The organism is Streptomyces sp. NPDC046308 (assembly GCF_055588065.1).
This window is the reverse complement of record NZ_JBVJFB010000002.1, coordinates 1,168,725-1,185,619: the sequence shown is the minus strand read 5'-3', so window position 1 is coordinate 1,185,619 and position 16,895 is coordinate 1,168,725. Positions and strand designations below refer to the sequence as shown.

Annotated in this window: 11 protein-coding genes and 1 tRNA gene; 11 read left to right on the top strand and 1 reads right to left on the bottom strand. The window is 67.1% G+C overall.

What is annotated here, in order from left to right:
* Positions 1-239 precede the first annotated feature (239 nt).
* From ACZ6JT_RS12835 to ACZ6JT_RS12790, 10 genes are all read left to right on the top strand, one after another.
* A tRNA-Trp gene (locus ACZ6JT_RS12835) sits at positions 240-312 on the top strand.
* 106 nt (positions 313-418) lie between these two features.
* Positions 419-700, top strand: coding sequence for a preprotein translocase subunit SecE (gene secE / locus ACZ6JT_RS12830; RefSeq protein WP_403889638.1), 282 nt, complete (start codon positions 419-421; stop codon positions 698-700).
* 84 nt (positions 701-784) lie between these two features.
* Positions 785-1,690 (top strand): transcription termination/antitermination protein NusG, encoded by a 906-nt coding sequence (gene nusG, locus ACZ6JT_RS12825; RefSeq protein ID WP_469209394.1) that lies wholly within the window; start codon positions 785-787, stop codon positions 1,688-1,690.
* A gap of 164 nt (positions 1,691-1,854) precedes the next feature.
* Positions 1,855-2,289 carry a 50S ribosomal protein L11 gene (rplK, locus tag ACZ6JT_RS12820; RefSeq protein ID WP_030710298.1) on the top strand — a complete coding sequence of 145 codons (435 nt, stop codon included), beginning with the start codon at positions 1,855-1,857 and terminating at the stop codon, positions 2,287-2,289.
* A gap of 88 nt (positions 2,290-2,377) precedes the next feature.
* On the top strand, positions 2,378-3,106 hold the full coding sequence (gene rplA / locus ACZ6JT_RS12815) for a 50S ribosomal protein L1 (protein WP_469209393.1): 729 nt from the start codon (positions 2,378-2,380) through the stop codon (positions 3,104-3,106).
* Between the two features lie 179 nt (positions 3,107-3,285).
* The gene (locus tag ACZ6JT_RS12810; RefSeq protein WP_469209392.1) at positions 3,286-4,233 is read left to right on the top strand and encodes an SCO4651 family lipoprotein; all 948 of its coding nucleotides are present in this window, start codon (positions 3,286-3,288) and stop codon (positions 4,231-4,233) included.
* A 309-nt stretch (positions 4,234-4,542) separates the two neighbouring features.
* On the top strand, positions 4,543-5,073 hold the full coding sequence (gene rplJ / locus ACZ6JT_RS12805) for a 50S ribosomal protein L10 (RefSeq protein ID WP_215144029.1): 531 nt from the start codon (positions 4,543-4,545) through the stop codon (positions 5,071-5,073).
* Positions 5,074-5,183: 110 nt separating this feature from the next.
* Positions 5,184-5,570 carry a 50S ribosomal protein L7/L12 gene (rplL, locus tag ACZ6JT_RS12800; RefSeq protein ID WP_469209391.1) on the top strand — a complete coding sequence of 129 codons (387 nt, stop codon included), beginning with the start codon at positions 5,184-5,186 and terminating at the stop codon, positions 5,568-5,570.
* Positions 5,571-6,157: 587 nt separating this feature from the next.
* Complete coding sequence (gene rpoB, locus ACZ6JT_RS12795) at positions 6,158-9,640, top strand: DNA-directed RNA polymerase subunit beta (protein WP_030710308.1); 3,483 nt, start codon at positions 6,158-6,160, stop codon at positions 9,638-9,640.
* Between the two features lie 97 nt (positions 9,641-9,737).
* A complete protein-coding gene (locus ACZ6JT_RS12790; protein WP_469209390.1) occupies positions 9,738-13,637 on the top strand; it encodes a DNA-directed RNA polymerase subunit beta' in 3,900 nt (1,299 codons plus the stop codon).
* Between the two features lie 78 nt (positions 13,638-13,715).
* Here the strand turns inward: ACZ6JT_RS12790 and ACZ6JT_RS12785 are convergent, their stop codons facing one another.
* The gene (locus ACZ6JT_RS12785) at positions 13,716-16,184 is read right to left on the bottom strand and encodes a YfhO family protein (protein ID WP_469209389.1); all 2,469 of its coding nucleotides are present in this window, start codon (positions 16,182-16,184) and stop codon (positions 13,716-13,718) included.
* A 337-nt stretch (positions 16,185-16,521) separates the two neighbouring features.
* On the opposite strand from ACZ6JT_RS12785, the gene rpsL reads away from it, so the two are divergent.
* Positions 16,522-16,893 (top strand): 30S ribosomal protein S12, encoded by a 372-nt coding sequence (gene rpsL / locus ACZ6JT_RS12780; RefSeq protein WP_007265893.1) that lies wholly within the window; start codon positions 16,522-16,524, stop codon positions 16,891-16,893.
* The last annotated feature ends 2 nt before the right edge of the window (positions 16,894-16,895 follow it).

Here is a 16,895-nt window from a genome sequence, read left to right as displayed (position 1 = left end):
CGTCCCAGACGGCAAAGAAGCGCCGCACACCGTTTCAGTCATCGGACCGGACCGGTGCGGGACGTGGCACGTACGCTCACGGACGCGCCGCCCGACGGCGACCGGAGCATGTCAGCCCGGGTGCTGTTCGACGTCAGGGCCCAGTTCACGTACACTCACCTGTCGTTGGACCTCGCCAGCCGCTGCAAAGCGTGAGCACTCCGTGCACTCGCCCGGATGCGGTAGGTTGGGGGACGCAAAGGGTCGTAGCTCAATTGGTAGAGCACTGGTCTCCAAAACCAGCGGTTGGGGGTTCGAGTCCCTCCGGCCCTGCTCCACACTCCTTCTCGGATGTGTGTGCGCAGGTACGTACTTAGATGCAACGCCGTGCGGCGCAACCGGGCGCGGTACGGCCACGACCCGGATTCAGGTGAGAGACGTGACGGACGCCCTGGGCTCCATCGACATGCCTGACGCCGAGGACGAGACGCGCGAGAAGAAGGCCCGCAAGGGCGGCAAGCGCGGCAAGAAGGGCCCTCTGGGTCGGCTCGCGCTCTTCTACCGCCAGATCATCGCGGAACTCCGCAAGGTCGTCTGGCCCACTCGTAACCAGCTCACGACGTACACCACCGTGGTGATTGTCTTCGTCGTCATCATGATCGGTCTGGTGACCGTGATTGACTATGGGTTCCAGGAAGCCATCAAGTTCGTCTTCGGCTGATCCCCGCGGAGGGCGGCGCCTTGATGGGTGCCGCCCGTTTTCGCATGTTCCACCACCTTTTGTATCCAGGAAGAAGCAGCCACCGTGTCTGACCCGAACCTGAACGCGAGCCACGACTCCGTCGAGTCCGTCGAGGACGAGCTCGACATCGTCGAGGCGGCAGACGCTGTGGACCCCGATGAGGCCGAGCACGCCGACGCCGAGGCGGGTGTCGCCGCCGAAGAGGCAGCGCTGCACGTCGAGGACGAGATCGAGGCCGACGCCGAGACCGAAGAGGCCGTCGACGCGGACGTCGAGACCGAGGTCGAGGTCGAGGCCGAGGCCGACGACGAGGAGGCCGAAGAGGCCGCCCCGGTCGAGCCCGCCGAGCCCGTGGACCCCGTCCAGGCCCTGCGCGACGAGCTCCGTCTGCTTCCCGGCGAGTGGTACGTGATCCACACCTACGCCGGCTACGAGAAGCGCGTGAAGGCCAACCTGGAGCAGCGTGCCGTCTCGCTGAACGTCGAGGAGTTCATCTACCAGGCCGAGGTGCCCGAGGAAGAGATCGTCCAGATCAAGAACGGCGAGCGCAAGAACGTCCGGCAGAACAAGCTGCCCGGTTACGTTCTCGTCCGCATGGATCTGACGAACGAGTCCTGGGGCGTCGTCCGCAACACGCCTGGCGTCACCGGCTTCGTCGGCAACGCGTACGACCCGTACCCGCTGACCCTGGACGAGATCGTCAAGATGCTCGCGCCGGAGGCCAAGGAGAAGGCCGACAAGGCCGCCGCGGAGGCCGCCGGTCTGCCGGCGCCCGCCGTCAAGCGCACCATCGAGGTCCTGGACTTCGAGGTCGGCGACTCGGTCACCGTCACCGACGGCCCGTTCGCGACGCTGCAGGCGACGATCAACGAGATCAACCCCGACTCGAAGAAGGTCAAGGGCCTCGTCGAGATCTTCGGTCGCGAGACCCCGGTCGAGCTCAGCTTCGACCAGATCCAGAAGAACTGATCTTCTGAGACAAAGCTTCCGGACAGGTCAGATCGCCCCGTAAAGGGCGGTCTGACCTGCTCGGTTTTCAGCCCCGCACCGATACCCGTTATCGTGGTGCGGTATGCCTCCATCCGGATGACCGGTTGGCGGCGAAAAACTCTCACTAGGACCCGGAGAGAGCAATGCCTCCCAAGAAGAAGAAGATCACGGGGCTCATCAAGCTCCAGATCAAGGCCGGTGCGGCCAACCCGGCTCCGCCGGTCGGCCCCGCGCTCGGTCAGCACGGCGTCAACATCATGGAGTTCTGCAAGGCCTACAACGCCGCGACCGAGTCGCAGCGTGGCATGGTCGTGCCGGTGGAGATCACGGTCTACGACGACCGCTCCTTCACCTTCATCACCAAGACTCCGCCGGCCGCGCGCCTCATCCTGAAGCACGCGGGCGTGGAGAAGGGCTCCGGCGAGCCCCACAAGACCAAGGTCGCCAAGCTCACGGCCGCCCAGGTCAAGGAGATCGCCGAGCTGAAGATGCCCGACCTGAACGCCAACGACATCGACGCCGCCGTGAAGATCATTTCCGGCACCGCGCGCTCGATGGGCATCACCGTCGAAGGCTGATCCAGCCCCCTCCAGCACCACCAGTGGTAGGACCAAGCGCTGGTCCGCACCACGACTCCACGCCTGAAGAAAACAAACAGGAGCAGAAGTGAAGCGCAGCAAGACTCTCCGCGCTGCGGACGCCAAGGTCGACCGGGACAAGCTGTACGCCCCGCTCGAGGCCGTCCGTCTCGCCAAGGAGACCTCCACGACCAAGTTCGACGGCACCGTCGAGGTCGCCTTCCGCCTGGGTGTCGACCCGCGCAAGGCCGACCAGATGGTCCGCGGCACCGTGAACCTCCCGCACGGCACCGGCAAGACCGCCCGGGTCCTGGTCTTCGCGACCGGTGACCGTGCTGCGGCCGCGGAAGCCGCCGGCGCCGACATTGTCGGCGACGACGAGCTGATCAACGAGATCGCCAAGGGCAACCGCCTGAACGAGTTCGACGCCGTTGTGGCCACCCCGGACCTCATGGGCAAGGTCGGCCGCCTCGGCCGCGTGCTCGGTCCCCGTGGCCTCATGCCGAACCCGAAGACCGGCACCGTCACGATGGACGTCGCGAAGGCCGTCACCGAGATCAAGGGTGGCAAGATCGAGTTCCGCGTCGACAAGCACTCGAACCTGCACTTCATCATCGGCAAGGTCTCCTTCTCCGATGAGCAGCTGGTCGAGAACTACGGCGCGGCCCTCGACGAGATCCTTCGTCTGAAGCCGTCCGCCGCGAAGGGCCGCTACATCAAGAAGGCCGCCCTGAGCACCACGATGGGTCCCGGCATCCAGCTGGACTCGAACCGCACCCGGAACCTCCTCGTCGAGGAAGACCCGGCTGCTGTCTGAGCCTGACGGCTCGCTGAGTGGCTGAACGGGCCCCTCGCCCCCTTCACAGGGCGGCGAGGGGCCCGTTTTCCGTGTTCCGGGCCACATGTCCCCCGATACGGGCGTAATCGGGGCGAGATCCGGCCGAGGGGGCACGTAGGGTCGCGGTGAATTCGACGCACGATCATGGGGGAGAACACATGCACCAGGCTGTCCGGACCCGAGCCGGTATCGCGATCGCGGGTACCGCACTGCTCGTGGGCGGCCTCACGGCCTGCGGCGGCGACAAGGCCGACGCGGGCGGCGGAAAGACCGACGGGGGCCACGGGGCGGACGCGAAGGCGCACTCGCCCGTGGAGGCGGTGAAGGCGTCCTACCTGAAGACGGTGGCCGCCAGGTTCGCCAAGGCGGAGCTGACCATCGTCGGGGCCGACGGCAAGACCAGTACCCAGTCCGGCACCAAGGGCTGGTACCCGTCCAGCCACGACGTACTGCTGAAGGGCGAGCAGCCCGAGGCCCGCTCGATCATGATCGGGGACTTCATCCACACCCAGCTGGACAAGCCCCTCAAGGGCAAGACCTGGATGAGGATGAACCTGGCCAAGGACGGCAAGCCGGGGGTCCGGCTGAACGACGACCCGGCCGAGTACCTGGCGATGGCCCTGGGCCAGGAGAAGCTGACCCACGTCGGGGCCGAGAAGACCGACGGCACCGACGCCCAGCACTACAAGGGCACCCTCACCCAGGAGGACCTGCTCAAGGCGGACGAGTCCACCAAGGTCATGGAGGAGAAGAACCGCCAGTACCTCCACGAGTCCGTGAAGAGCCTCAAGAGCTTCGAGGTGGACCTGTGGATCGACAAGGACGGCTACCCCGTCCGCGTCGACAGCGTGAGCACGGACGGGACCGGCTCGACGAAGACCACGGCGAAGTTCTCGGAATTCGGCAAGGTGGCCCCGATCGAGGCCCCGCCGGCCGACCAGGTCGTCGACCTGGACGACAGCCTGAAGGAGACCGACCAGAGCCTGAAGGAAACGCGCGACAGCCTGGCGGAGACGGACCGGAAGCTGAAGGACGTCGACGCGGACCTGAAGGAGGCCGACAAGACGCTGCGGGACGCCGGACTGGGCGGCCTCGGCGGCTCCTGAGACCGGTCTCGGCGGTTCCCGGGCAGGGCCTCGGCCCCTCGCGAGAGGGCGGGGCCGAGGCGATTTGCCTCGACTGGCGGCCTTCACGTACTCTTCCGGAGAAGCCAAAGACCGCTGGTCGTTGCCGTGCCCGCAAGGGTTGCGGCGGCCGAAGGATCCGCTGAGTGCGGACGTCCTGCGCAGGTGTTCGTGGAAAAGCTCCCGGAGTGATTCGGTCGAGCTTCAGCCCCGTGCGCTTGCGCCGGGGCGTTTCGTTTTGTTCAGCCCCTTCTGAGCGGTCCTCATCACCCGGAAGGAGGCCGACGCTCTATGGCAAGGCCCGACAAGGCTGCCGCGGTAGCCGAGCTCACGGACCAGTTCCAGAGCTCGAACGCCGCCGTGCTGACCGAGTACCGGGGTCTCACCGTCGCGCAGCTCAAGACGCTGCGTCGTTCGCTCGGTGAGAACGCCCAGTACGCCGTGGTGAAGAACACGCTGACCAAGATTGCGGCCAACCAGGCCGGGATCACCGCGCTGGACGAGCACTTCGCTGGTCCGACCGCGGTCGCCTTCATCACCGGTGACCCGGTGGAGTCGGCGAAGAGCCTGCGTGACTTCGCCAAGGAAAACCCGAATCTCATCATCAAGGCGGGTGTCCTTGATGGCAAGGCGCTCACCGCCGATGAGATCAAGAAGCTTGCGGACCTCGAGTCCCGCGAGGTTCTGCTCAGCAAGCTGGCCGGCGCGTTCAAGGGCAAGCAGTCTCAGGCTGCCTCGCTCTTCCAGGCGCTGCCGTCGAAGTTCGTCCGCACCGCGGAAGCGCTTCGCGTCAAGCTCGCCGAGCAGGGCGGTGCCGAGTAATTCGGCTCGCGCACTGATCCACGCCGCCTAGTGCGTGGGTCGTAGCGGGCCGTTACGCCCGCCTCTATATACATCCGGCACCTGCCGAATTAGTGGAAGGATCGCCCATCATGGCGAAGCTCTCTCAGGACGACCTCCTCGCCCAGTTCGAGGAGATGACCCTCATCGAGCTCTCCGAGTTCGTGAAGGCCTTCGAGGAGAAGTTCGACGTCACCGCCGCCGCGGCCGTCGCCGTTGCCCCCGCCGGTGTCGCCGGTGGCGACGCTGGTGCCCCCGCCGAGGAGCAGGACGAGTTCGACGTCATCCTCACCGGTGCCGGCGACAAGAAGATCCAGGTCATCAAGGTCGTGCGTGAGCTGACCTCCCTGGGTCTGAAGGAGGCCAAGGACCTCGTGGACGGCGCTCCGAAGCCGGTCCTCGAGAAGGTCGCCAAGGAGGCCGCTGACAAGGCCGCCGAGTCCCTCAAGGCTGCCGGCGCGGCTGTCGAGGTCAAGTAACACCTCTGAGGCCCCTCTGAGGCCTCAGCCAAGGGCGATCACCCGTAAGGGTGGTCGCCCTTTGGCGTACCCGCAGTGCCTGACTTGCCCTGGTCTCGTTGGGGAGTAGGGTGATCATCGTTGCCCCGGGGCTGGGTCCGAAGATGATCCGCTCGGAGCAGGGGGCCTTGACGAACGGGACGCGGCGCGCAATTCTCAGACCCGTCGAGAGGTCGACCACCTCGATCCGAGATCCGAGGCATGGATCGACTACGAAGAGGGCAGTACTGATACGCGCTCTGTGTACGAGAGCCGCACGCGTTGGACGCAGGGTCGGACGGACACTGCGTGGGTGGAACGAGTTGGGGAAGGCCTGTTGCCGGTTTCCGGAAACCTGGTCTGGACATCAGTGAGCCAAGTGGCTACACTGACCCTTTGCGCTGCCTGTTAGCTGTCCCCTGCCCGTCGCCAGGGACATGCCCACGCTTGAGCACACTTGATTGATCCGCCCTGACCTGGCCTTTCAGCTGGATTTGGGGGGCTTGTCTTCTGTGTCTGCTGGGACCGGTACGCGCGTAGTGAGTCCGAGCCCTCGGAAGGACCCCCTCTTGGCCGCCTCGCGCAACGCCTCGACCAATACGAACAACGGTGCCAGCACCGCCCCGCTGCGCATCTCCTTTGCAAAGATCAAGGAGCCCCTCGAGGTTCCGAACCTCCTGGCGCTGCAGACCGAGAGCTTTGACTGGCTTCTCGGCAATGCCGCCTGGAAGTCTCGCGTCGAGTCGGCGCTTGAGAGTGGACAGGACGTCCCCACCAAGTCCGGTCTGGAAGAGATCTTCGAGGAGATCTCGCCGATCGAGGACTTCTCCGGGTCGATGTCGCTGACCTTCCGCGACCACCGTTTCGAGCCGGCGAAGAACTCTGTCGACGAGTGCAAGGAGCGCGACTTCACGTACGCGGCTCCGCTGTTCGTCACCGCCGAGTTCACGAACAACGAGACCGGAGAGATCAAGTCTCAGACGGTCTTCATGGGCGACTTCCCGCTCATGACCAACAAGGGCACCTTCGTCATCAACGGCACCGAGCGTGTCGTCGTGTCGCAGCTTGTCCGCTCCCCTGGTGTCTACTTCGACTCCTCCATCGACAAGACGTCCGACAAGGACATCTTCTCCGCCAAGATCATCCCGTCCCGGGGTGCCTGGCTGGAGATGGAGATCGACAAGCGCGACATGGTCGGTGTACGCATCGACCGCAAGCGCAAGCAGTCCGTCACCGTCCTCCTGAAGGCTCTCGGCTGGACCACTGAGCAGATCCTCGAGGAGTTCGGCGAGTACGAGTCCATGCGCGCCACCCTGGAGAAGGACCACACCCAGGGTCAGGACGACGCGCTGCTCGACATCTACCGCAAGCTGCGCCCGGGCGAGCCGCCGACCCGTGAGGCCGCTCAGACGCTGCTCGAGAACCTCTACTTCAACCCGAAGCGCTACGACCTCGCCAAGGTCGGCCGCTACAAGGTGAACAAGAAGCTCGGCGCCGACGAGCCGCTCGACGCCGGCGTGCTCACCACCGACGACGTCATCGCGACGATCAAGTACCTGGTCAAGCTGCACGCCGGCGAGACCGAGACGACCGGCGAGTCCGGCCGTTCGATCGTGGTCGAGACCGATGACATCGACCACTTCGGCAACCGTCGTCTGCGCAACGTCGGCGAGCTCATCCAGAACCAGGTCCGCACGGGTCTGGCTCGTATGGAGCGCGTCGTGCGCGAGCGCATGACCACCCAGGACGTCGAGGCGATCACGCCGCAGACCCTGATCAACATCCGGCCGGTCGTCGCCTCCATCAAGGAGTTCTTCGGCACCAGCCAGCTGTCGCAGTTCATGGACCAGAACAACCCGCTCTCGGGCCTGACCCACAAGCGCCGCCTGTCGGCGCTGGGCCCCGGCGGTCTGTCCCGTGAGCGGGCCGGCTTCGAGGTCCGTGACGTTCACCCGTCGCACTACGGCCGCATGTGCCCGATCGAGACCCCTGAAGGCCCGAACATCGGTCTGATCGGCTCGCTCGCCTCCTACGGCCGCGTCAACGCGTTCGGCTTCGTGGAGACCCCGTACCGCAAGGTCATCGACGGCGTCGTCACCGACGAGGTCGACTACCTGACGGCCGACGAGGAAGACCGCTTCGTCATCGCCCAGGCCAACGCCGGCCTGTCCGAGGACATGCGCTTCACCGAGAACCGCGTGCTGGTGCGCCGTCGTGGCGGCGAGATCGACTACATCGCCGGCGACGACGTCGACTACATGGACGTCTCCCCGCGCCAGATGGTGTCCGTCGCGACCGCGATGATCCCCTTCCTGGAGCACGACGACGCCAACCGTGCCCTCATGGGCGCGAACATGATGCGCCAGGCCGTTCCGCTCATCAAGGCGGAGGCCCCGCTCGTCGGCACCGGCATGGAGTACCGCTGTGCGGTCGACGCCGGTGACTCGATCCGCGCGGAGAAGGACGGTGTCGTCCAGGAGGTCTCGGCCGACTACATCACCGTCGCCAACGACGACGGCACGTACACCACGTACCGCGTCGCCAAGTTCTCCCGCTCGAACCAGGGCACCTCGGTCAACCAGAAGGTCATCGTCAACGAGGGTGACCGGATCATCGAGTCCCAGGTCCTCGCCGACGGACCGGCGACCGAAGAGGGCGAGATGGCCCTCGGCAAGAACCTGCTCGTCGCGTTCATGCCGTGGGAAGGTCACAACTACGAGGACGCGATCATCCTGTCGCAGCGCCTCGTGCAGGACGACGTCCTCTCCTCGATCCACATCGAGGAGCACGAGGTCGACGCCCGTGACACCAAGCTCGGCCCCGAGGAGATCACCCGGGACATCCCGAACGTCTCCGAGGAGGTCCTCGCGGACCTCGACGAGCGCGGCATCATCCGCATCGGTGCGGACGTCGTCGCCGGCGACATCCTGGTCGGCAAGGTCACGCCCAAGGGTGAGACCGAGCTGACCCCGGAGGAGCGCCTGCTCCGCGCGATCTTCGGTGAGAAGGCCCGCGAGGTGCGTGACACCTCGCTCAAGGTCCCTCACGGTGAGATCGGCAAGGTCATCGGTGTCCGCGTCTTCGACCGCGAGGAGGGCGACGAGCTTCCCCCGGGCGTGAACCAGCTGGTCCGCGTCTACGTCGCCCAGAAGCGCAAGATCACCGACGGTGACAAGCTCGCCGGCCGCCACGGCAACAAGGGTGTCATCTCCAAGATCCTTCCGATCGAGGACATGCCCTTCCTCGAGGACGGCACGCCGGTCGACATCATCCTGAACCCGCTGGGTGTCCCGTCCCGAATGAACCCGGGACAGGTCCTGGAGATCCACCTCGGCTGGCTCGCCAGCCGCGGCTGGGACGTCTCCGGGCTCGGCGAGGAATGGGCCGAGCGGCTGAAGGTCATCGGCGCCGACAAGGTCGCGCCGGGTACCAACGTCGCCACCCCGGTGTTCGACGGTGCGCGCGAGGACGAGCTCGCGGGCCTGTTCGAGCACACCATCCCGAACCGTGACGGCGACCGCCTGGTCCTCCCGTCCGGCAAGGCGCGTCTGTTCGACGGCCGCTCCGGCGAGCCGTTCCCGGACCCGATCTCGATCGGGTACATGTACATCCTCAAGCTCCACCACCTGGTCGACGACAAGCTCCACGCTCGGTCGACCGGTCCGTACTCCATGATCACGCAGCAGCCGCTGGGTGGTAAGGCTCAGTTCGGTGGCCAGCGCTTCGGTGAGATGGAGGTGTGGGCGCTCGAGGCTTATGGCGCCGCTTACGCCCTCCAGGAGCTGCTGACCATCAAGTCCGACGACGTCACCGGCCGCGTGAAGGTCTACGAGGCCATCGTCAAGGGCGAGAACATCCCCGAGCCGGGCATTCCCGAGTCCTTCAAGGTGCTCATCAAGGAAATGCAGTCGCTCTGCCTCAACGTGGAGGTGCTGTCCTCGGACGGCATGTCCATCGAGATGCGCGACACCGACGAGGACGTCTTCCGCGCGGCGGAGGAGCTCGGTATCGACCTGTCCCGGCGCGAGCCGAGCAGCGTCGAAGAGGTCTGACGGGCCTGACGGGGGGCTCGCTCAAGAGCCCCCCGTCATCCCCGGGACCGTTCAGACCATGATTGAGACTCGACCCCGAAAGAGGGATTGACGCACAGTGCTCGACGTCAACTTCTTCGACGAGCTGCGGATCGGCCTTGCCACCGCGGACGACATCCGAACCTGGTCGCACGGCGAGGTCAAGAAGCCGGAGACCATCAACTACCGCACCCTCAAGCCCGAGAAGGACGGACTCTTCTGCGAGAAGATCTTCGGTCCGACCCGGGACTGGGAGTGCTACTGCGGCAAGTACAAGCGTGTCCGCTTCAAGGGCATCATCTGTGAGCGGTGTGGCGTCGAGGTCACGCGCGCCAAGGTGCGCCGTGAGCGGATGGGCCACATCGAGCTTGCCGCTCCCGTCACCCACATCTGGTACTTCAAGGGCGTCCCGTCGCGCCTCGGATACCTGCTGGACCTCGCGCCGAAGGACCTCGAGAAGGTCATCTACTTCGCCGCGTACATGATCACGTTCGTCGACGACGAGCGTCGCACCCGCGACCTCCCGTCGCTGGAGGCGCACGTCTCCGTCGAGCGCCAGCAGATCGAGAACCGCCGTGACGCGGACCTCGAAGGCCGTGCCAAGAAGCTCGAGACCGACCTGGCCGAGCTCGAGGCCGAGGGCGCGAAGGCCGACGTACGCCGCAAGGTGCGCGAAGGTGCCGAGCGCGAGATGAAGCAGCTCCGTGACCGCGCCCAGCGCGAGATCGACCGCCTCGACGAGGTGTGGGCCCGCTTCAAGAACCTCAAGGTCCAGGACCTCGAGGGCGACGAGCTGCTCTACCGCGAGCTGCGTGACCGCTTCGGCACGTACTTCGACGGCTGCATGGGCGCCGCCGCGCTGCAGAAGCGCCTGGAGTCCTTCGACCTCGAGGAGGAGGCCGAGCGCCTCCGCGAGATCATCCGTACCGGCAAGGGCCAGAAGAAGACCCGTGCGCTCAAGCGCCTCAAGGTCGTCTCCGCGTTCCTGCAGACCAGCAACAAGCCCAAGGGCATGGTTCTGGACTGCGTGCCGGTGATCCCGCCGGACCTGCGTCCGATGGTGCAGCTGGACGGTGGCCGCTTCGCGACCTCCGACCTGAACGACCTGTACCGCCGCGTGATCAACCGCAACAACCGCCTGAAGCGCCTTCTCGACCTCGGTGCCCCCGAGATCATCGTGAACAACGAGAAGCGCATGCTCCAGGAGGCCGTCGACGCCCTCTTCGACAACGGTCGTCGTGGTCGTCCGGTGACCGGTCCCGGCAACCGTCCCCTGAAGTCCCTCAGCGACATGCTGAAGGGCAAGCAGGGTCGATTCCGTCAGAACCTCCTCGGCAAGCGCGTGGACTACTCCGCGCGTTCCGTGATCGTCGTCGGTCCCCAGCTGAAGCTGCACCAGTGTGGTCTGCCCAAGGCCATGGCACTGGAGCTCTTCAAGCCGTTCGTGATGAAGCGCCTGGTCGACCTGAACCACGCGCAGAACATCAAGTCGGCGAAGCGCATGGTCGAGCGCGGCCGCACGGTCGTGTACGACGTGCTCGAAGAGGTCATCGCCGAGCACCCGGTCCTCCTGAACCGTGCGCCCACGCTGCACCGCCTCGGCATCCAGGCCTTCGAGCCCCAGCTGGTCGAAGGCAAGGCCATTCAGATCCACCCGCTCGTCTGCACCGCGTTCAACGCGGACTTCGACGGTGACCAGATGGCCGTGCACCTGCCGCTCTCCGCGGAGGCGCAGGCCGAGGCCCGCATCCTGATGCTGTCCTCGAACAACATCCTCAAGCCGGCCGACGGCCGTCCGGTCACGATGCCGACCCAGGACATGGTCCTCGGTCTGTTCTTCCTGACCACCGACGGTGAGCTCCGTGACACCAAGGGCGAGGGCCGCGCGTTCGGCTCCACGGCCGAGGCGACCATGGCGTTCGACGCCGGCGAGCTGGCGCTCCAGTCGTCCGTCGACATCCGCTTCCCGGTGGGCACCATCCCGCCGCGCGGCTGGGTGCCGCCGGTCGCCGAGGAGGGCGAGCAGGAGTTCCAGCCGGGCGACAGCTTCCGTCTGCGCACCACCCTGGGCCGCGCGCTCTTCAACGAGCTGCTGCCCGAGGACTACCCGTTCGTCGACTACTCGGTGGGCAAGAAGCAGCTCTCCGAGATCGTCAACGACCTGGCGGAGCGCTACCCCAAGGTCATCGTGGCGGCGACGCTCGACAACCTGAAGGCGGCCGGCTTCCACTGGGCGACCCGTTCGGGCGTCACCGTGGCCATCTCCGACGTCGTCGTGCCCGAGGCCAAGAAGGCCATCGTCGCGGGCTACGAGGCGCAGGACGAGAAGGTCCAGAAGCAGTACGAGCGCGGTCTGATCACCAAGGACGAGCGCACGCAGGAGCTCATCGCGATCTGGACCAAGGCGACCAACGAGGTTGCCGAGGCGATGAACGCGAACTTCCCCAAGACGAACCCCATCTTCATGATGGTTGACTCGGGTGCCCGAGGAAACATGATGCAGATGCGACAGATCGCCGGTATGCGTGGTCTGGTGTCGAACGCGAAGAACGAGACCATCCCGCGTCCGATCAAGGCGTCCTTCCGTGAGGGCCTCACCGTTCTGGAGTACTTCATCTCCACGCACGGTGCCCGTAAGGGTCTGGCGGACACCGCCCTGCGTACCGCCGACTCGGGTTACCTGACCCGTCGTCTGGTGGACGTCTCGCAGGACGTGATCATCCGCGAGGAGGACTGTGGCACCGAGCGCGGTCTGAAGCTGAAGATCGCCGTTCGCGGCGAGGACGGCGTGCTGCGCAAGGCCGACGACGTCGAGACCTCGATCTACGCCCGCATGCTGGCCGAGGACGTCGTCATCGACGGCAAGGTCATCGCGCCGGCCAACGTCGACCTCGGTGACGTGCTCATCGACGCCCTGGTCGCCAACGGCGTCGAGGAGGTCAAGACCCGCTCGGTCCTGACCTGCGAGTCCGCGGTCGGCACCTGTGCCTTCTGCTACGGACGCTCGCTTGCCACCGGCAAGCTGGTCGACATCGGTGAGGCGGTCGGCATCATCGCCGCCCAGTCCATCGGTGAGCCCGGTACCCAGCTGACGATGCGTACCTTCCACACCGGTGGTGTGGCCGGTGACGACATCACGCAGGGTCTGCCGCGTGTCGTCGAGCTCTTCGAGGCCCGTACCCCGAAGGGTGTCGCCCCGATCTCCGAGGCCGCCGGCCGCGTGCGGATCGAGGAGACCGAGAAGACGAAGAAGATCGTCATCACGCCCGACGACGGCAGCGACGAGACGGCGTTCCCGATCTCGAAGCGCGCCAAGGTCATCGTGCACGAGGGCGACCACGTCGAGGTGGGCCAGAAGCTCACCATGGGTGCCACCAACCCGCACGACGTGCTGCGCATCCTCGGCCAGCGTGCCGTCCAGGTCCACCTGGTCGGCGAAGTCCAGAAGGTGTACAACTCGCAGGGCGTGTCGATCCACGACAAGCACATCGAGATCATCATCCGGCAGATGCTGCGCCGCGTGACGATCATCGAGTCCGGCGACGCGGAGCTCCTGCCGGGCGAGCTGGTCGAGCGGTCGAAGTTCGAGACCGAGAACCGTCGTGTGGTCACCGAGGGCGGTCACCCCGCCTCCGGCCGTCCGCAGCTGATGGGTATCACCAAGGCCTCGCTGGCGACGGAATCCTGGCTGTCGGCCGCCTCCTTCCAGGAGACGACCCGAGTCCTGACGGATGCGGCGATCAACGCCAAGTCCGACAGCCTCATCGGCCTCAAGGAGAACGTCATCATCGGTAAGCTCATCCCGGCCGGTACGGGCCTCGCCCGCTACCGCAACATCCGGGTCGAGCCCACCGAGGAAGCCAAGGCCGCGATGTACTCGGCCGTCGGTTACGACGACATCGACTACTCGCCCTTCGGCACCGGCTCCGGCCAGGCTGTCCCGCTGGAGGACTACGACTACGGCCCGTACAACGGCTGACAGCTCGTATGAGAAACCCCCCGCGGCTCCGAGAGGAGCGGCGGGGGGTTTCCTCGTTCCCGGGTCCCGTTGCCCTGCTCAGGTGCGGCGGCGGCGGAGGAGGGTGGGGGTGGTGGCGCCGATGAGGATCATCAGGCCGAGGGTGCCGGCGGCGAGGCCGGGGGTGAGGCCCTTGGGGGTGAAGGTGCAGGAGAGCTTGTGGGTGCCCGGGGGGAGGTCCACGGCGAGCAGGCCGTGGAAGGTCCCGGCCGGGGCGGAGCACTCCCATCCGGGGACGGCGGTCACGGCCAGGACCGCCGTGCCGGTGGCGCCCGGGGGGAGGGTGGCCTCGATGGAGTGGCCGCCCGTGGAGACCTCGGTGGCGCCGGTGGTGGTCAGGTGGCGGACCGCGGTGTCGAGGGCCGCGCGGTCCAGGCAGCCCAGCGGGTGGTCGCCGGCGGTGGCGTCCTTGGTCTGCGTCCGCACCGTCGCGTCGATCCGGCCGGAGGCGGGGACCGGGCCGAGCGGGACGACTCCGGTCATCTCGTCCTCCAGCCGGTGCTGCGCGCCGCCCGTTTCGAGGGTCCCGTAGAGGGCGGGGGAGAACCAGTAGGCCTCGGAGCCGGGGGTGCACTGGGCGGCGTACGTCTGCTCCGTGGCGCTGCCCCCGCGGGTGACCTGCGGGACCTGGTAGACGGTCGAGCCCAGGACGTTCTCCTGGCGGGCGTAGACGCTGTCGGCCGGGTTGGGGGAGGCGTAGGGGCCGGGGCGGACGGTGACGAGCGGGGGCGCGGGGAACCGCGAGGCCGTCCAGGTGCCCGGGGCGGCCCCCGGGCGGACCCGCGCGCCGATCGAGAAGATCGCGTCGAGCACCGGGTTGTCGGCCCCGAAGAAGGTCCGGCCGTCGTTCTTGAAGCCGTAGCCGAGGGGCTCGAGGGCCTGGTACGTGGCCTCCGGGAGGTAGCTGCTGTAGTACTGCGGGCCCTCCGCCCGCAGGGCGAGGGCGTCGTTGTACGAGGTCTGGGGTGCGCCGGAGTCGGTGCGGTAGGCGGGCCAGCCGGCCACGCCGCGGACCGCGTCGAAGTGGCCGGTGATCGACCGGTTCGAGGTGGCGATCGGCTTGGCCCAGCGCTCGCGGGCCCGCCGGGAGTCGGCGTTCGCCGCGGCGACGGTGGACTCGGCGAAGACCACGCCGATCATCAGGGCCGCCGCCACGGGGATGAGGAGACGGCGCTTCTCGCCGAGGGAGAGCAGGAGGAGCGCGAGCAGCGAGACCGCGCCGCCGCCGAGCACGGCGGGCCAGGTCCAGCCGCCGAAGTCGTCGGTGTGGCGCAGGACGAAGGTGGCCGCGACGAGCAGTCCTGCGGCCAGGGACAGGTGGAGGGGGCGCGGCCGGTTCGCCAGCGCCAGCCAGGCGACGATCACCACCATGCCGCTGAACACGAAGGTCTCGCGGTACGGGTTGCCGTTCGGCACCGCCAGCCCGTGCCAGACGAACTGCGTCGGCGGGAACTGGAAGGAGGCGAGCACCAGCAGCGTCGCCGCCGCCCACACCAGGCGGGTCCGCTTCGCGACCCGGGTGTTGAGGAGGAAGCTGCCGGCCAGGATCAGGCCCAGCGAGGCCACGTACAGGCGCGGCCGGCCGCCCCACAGGTGGGTGGCCGGGAGCATGCCGGCGAGGAAGACCTCGATGCGTACGGGGTCGAAGGCGGCGGCCTTGGTGGGCTGGGCGGCCCCGCTGGACAGGAACGACGGCAGGAGGAGCGGGAGGGTCAGCAGGATCCCCGTCCCGGCGGCCGTCGCGGCGCGCCACACGGCGCGCAGCTGCTGCCGGCCCGTCATGTCACGGGTGATCATGCGGATGGCCAGCAGGACGCAGGCGGCCATCGTGGCCATCATCGCGGTGTAGAAGTTCCCGAACCACGCGAGGGCGACCAGCAGGGCCACGCCCGGCCAGCGGCGCTCCTCCAGGCACCACTCGACGGCGATGCCGAGCATCGGGAGCGCGACCAGGCCCCACAGCCACATCGGGATGTACGAGGCGTCGCTGAGGGCCCAGCCGCACAGGCCGTACGTGGCTCCCAGCACGCCCCGCTGCCACCACGGGCCGGGGTGCAGCTTGCCGAGGTACACCGTCATCACGGCCGCGGCGGCGCCCATCGTGAGCGGGGTGACCGCGAAGACGGCCAGGTCGACGTGGGCGCGCGGGACGAGGACGGCCAGCCAGGAGAACGGGTTGCCGAGGTAGGTGTAGTAGTCGGACAGGAACTGTTGTCCGAAGCCGCCGCGCCAGCTGAAGAGCAGGTCGCCGGCGGCCTGCCCGTGGACCAGGTCCCACAGTGCCCGGTGGAACGGCACGTACTGGTTGGCCTGGTCGTTGAGGGCGCGGCCGGTGTCGCCGAGGGGGAACGTGCCGCGCGCCACCCAGGCCGCGCAGAAGGCGGCCGAGGTGACGAGGAAGGCGAGCAGGGGCCCGTAGAGGCGGGCTGCCCGGCGGCGCGGCCGCCGGGCGGGACCGGGGGCGGGGTCGGGGGGAGGGGCGCCGACTGCGGTCTGCTCCGGTGCCACGGTCCCCAATGTCCTGCTCCCTGCTGCTCGACGGCAAGCCGCCAGTTTAGGTCGCCGGGGCAGAAGGCCGATGTCTCCCAGTTGCGCGCGGTCGGTTTTCGTGCTGGGCATTTGTTTTGACCTACCTCTGTGAGGTAGGTACGCTCTGACCTTGTGCCTGGGGTGTGCCCTGGCTCCCGCGTGTGCATAAGACCCCGCGGAGAGTCGAGAAGAACACACCGCGATCTGCGCCTGCCTCACCTCGGTGAGAGCGTGCAGCTTCCGACACACCCGACCGCGTGGGTCGGGGGAGTTCCAGGTTAGTTTCACTACACGGCACACAGAAACCGGAGAAGTAGTGCCTACGATCCAGCAGCTGGTCCGTAAGGGCCGGCAGGACAAGGTCGAGAAGACAAAGACCCCCGCGCTCGAGGCTTCGCCCCAGCGTCGCGGCGTCTGCACGCGTGTGTTCACGACCACCCCGAAGAAGCCGAACTCGGCGCTCCGTAAGGTCGCGCGTGTGCGTCTGACCTCCGGCATCGAGGTCACCGCTTACATTCCGGGTGAGGGACACAACCTGCAGGAGCACTCGATCGTGCTCGTGCGTGGTGGCCGTGTGAAGGACCTGCCGGGTGTTCGTTACAAGATCATCCGCGGTGCGCTTGACACCCAGGCTGTCAAGAACCGCAAGCAGGCCCGCAGCCGCTACGGCGCCAAGAAGGAGAAGTAAGA

Bases quoted from the DNA above. Each gene is read 5' to 3' on its own strand.
- rplK (WP_030710298.1), top strand. From the start codon at position 1,855: ATGCCTCCCAAGAAGAAGAAGATCACGGGGCTCATCAAGCTCCAGATC.
- ACZ6JT_RS12810 (WP_469209392.1), top strand. From the start codon at position 3,286: ATGCACCAGGCTGTCCGGACCCGAGCCGGTATCGCGATCGCGGGTACC.
- rplJ (WP_215144029.1), top strand. From the start codon at position 4,543: ATGGCAAGGCCCGACAAGGCTGCCGCGGTAGCCGAGCTCACGGACCAG.
- rplL (WP_469209391.1), top strand. From the start codon at position 5,184: ATGGCGAAGCTCTCTCAGGACGACCTCCTCGCCCAGTTCGAGGAGATG.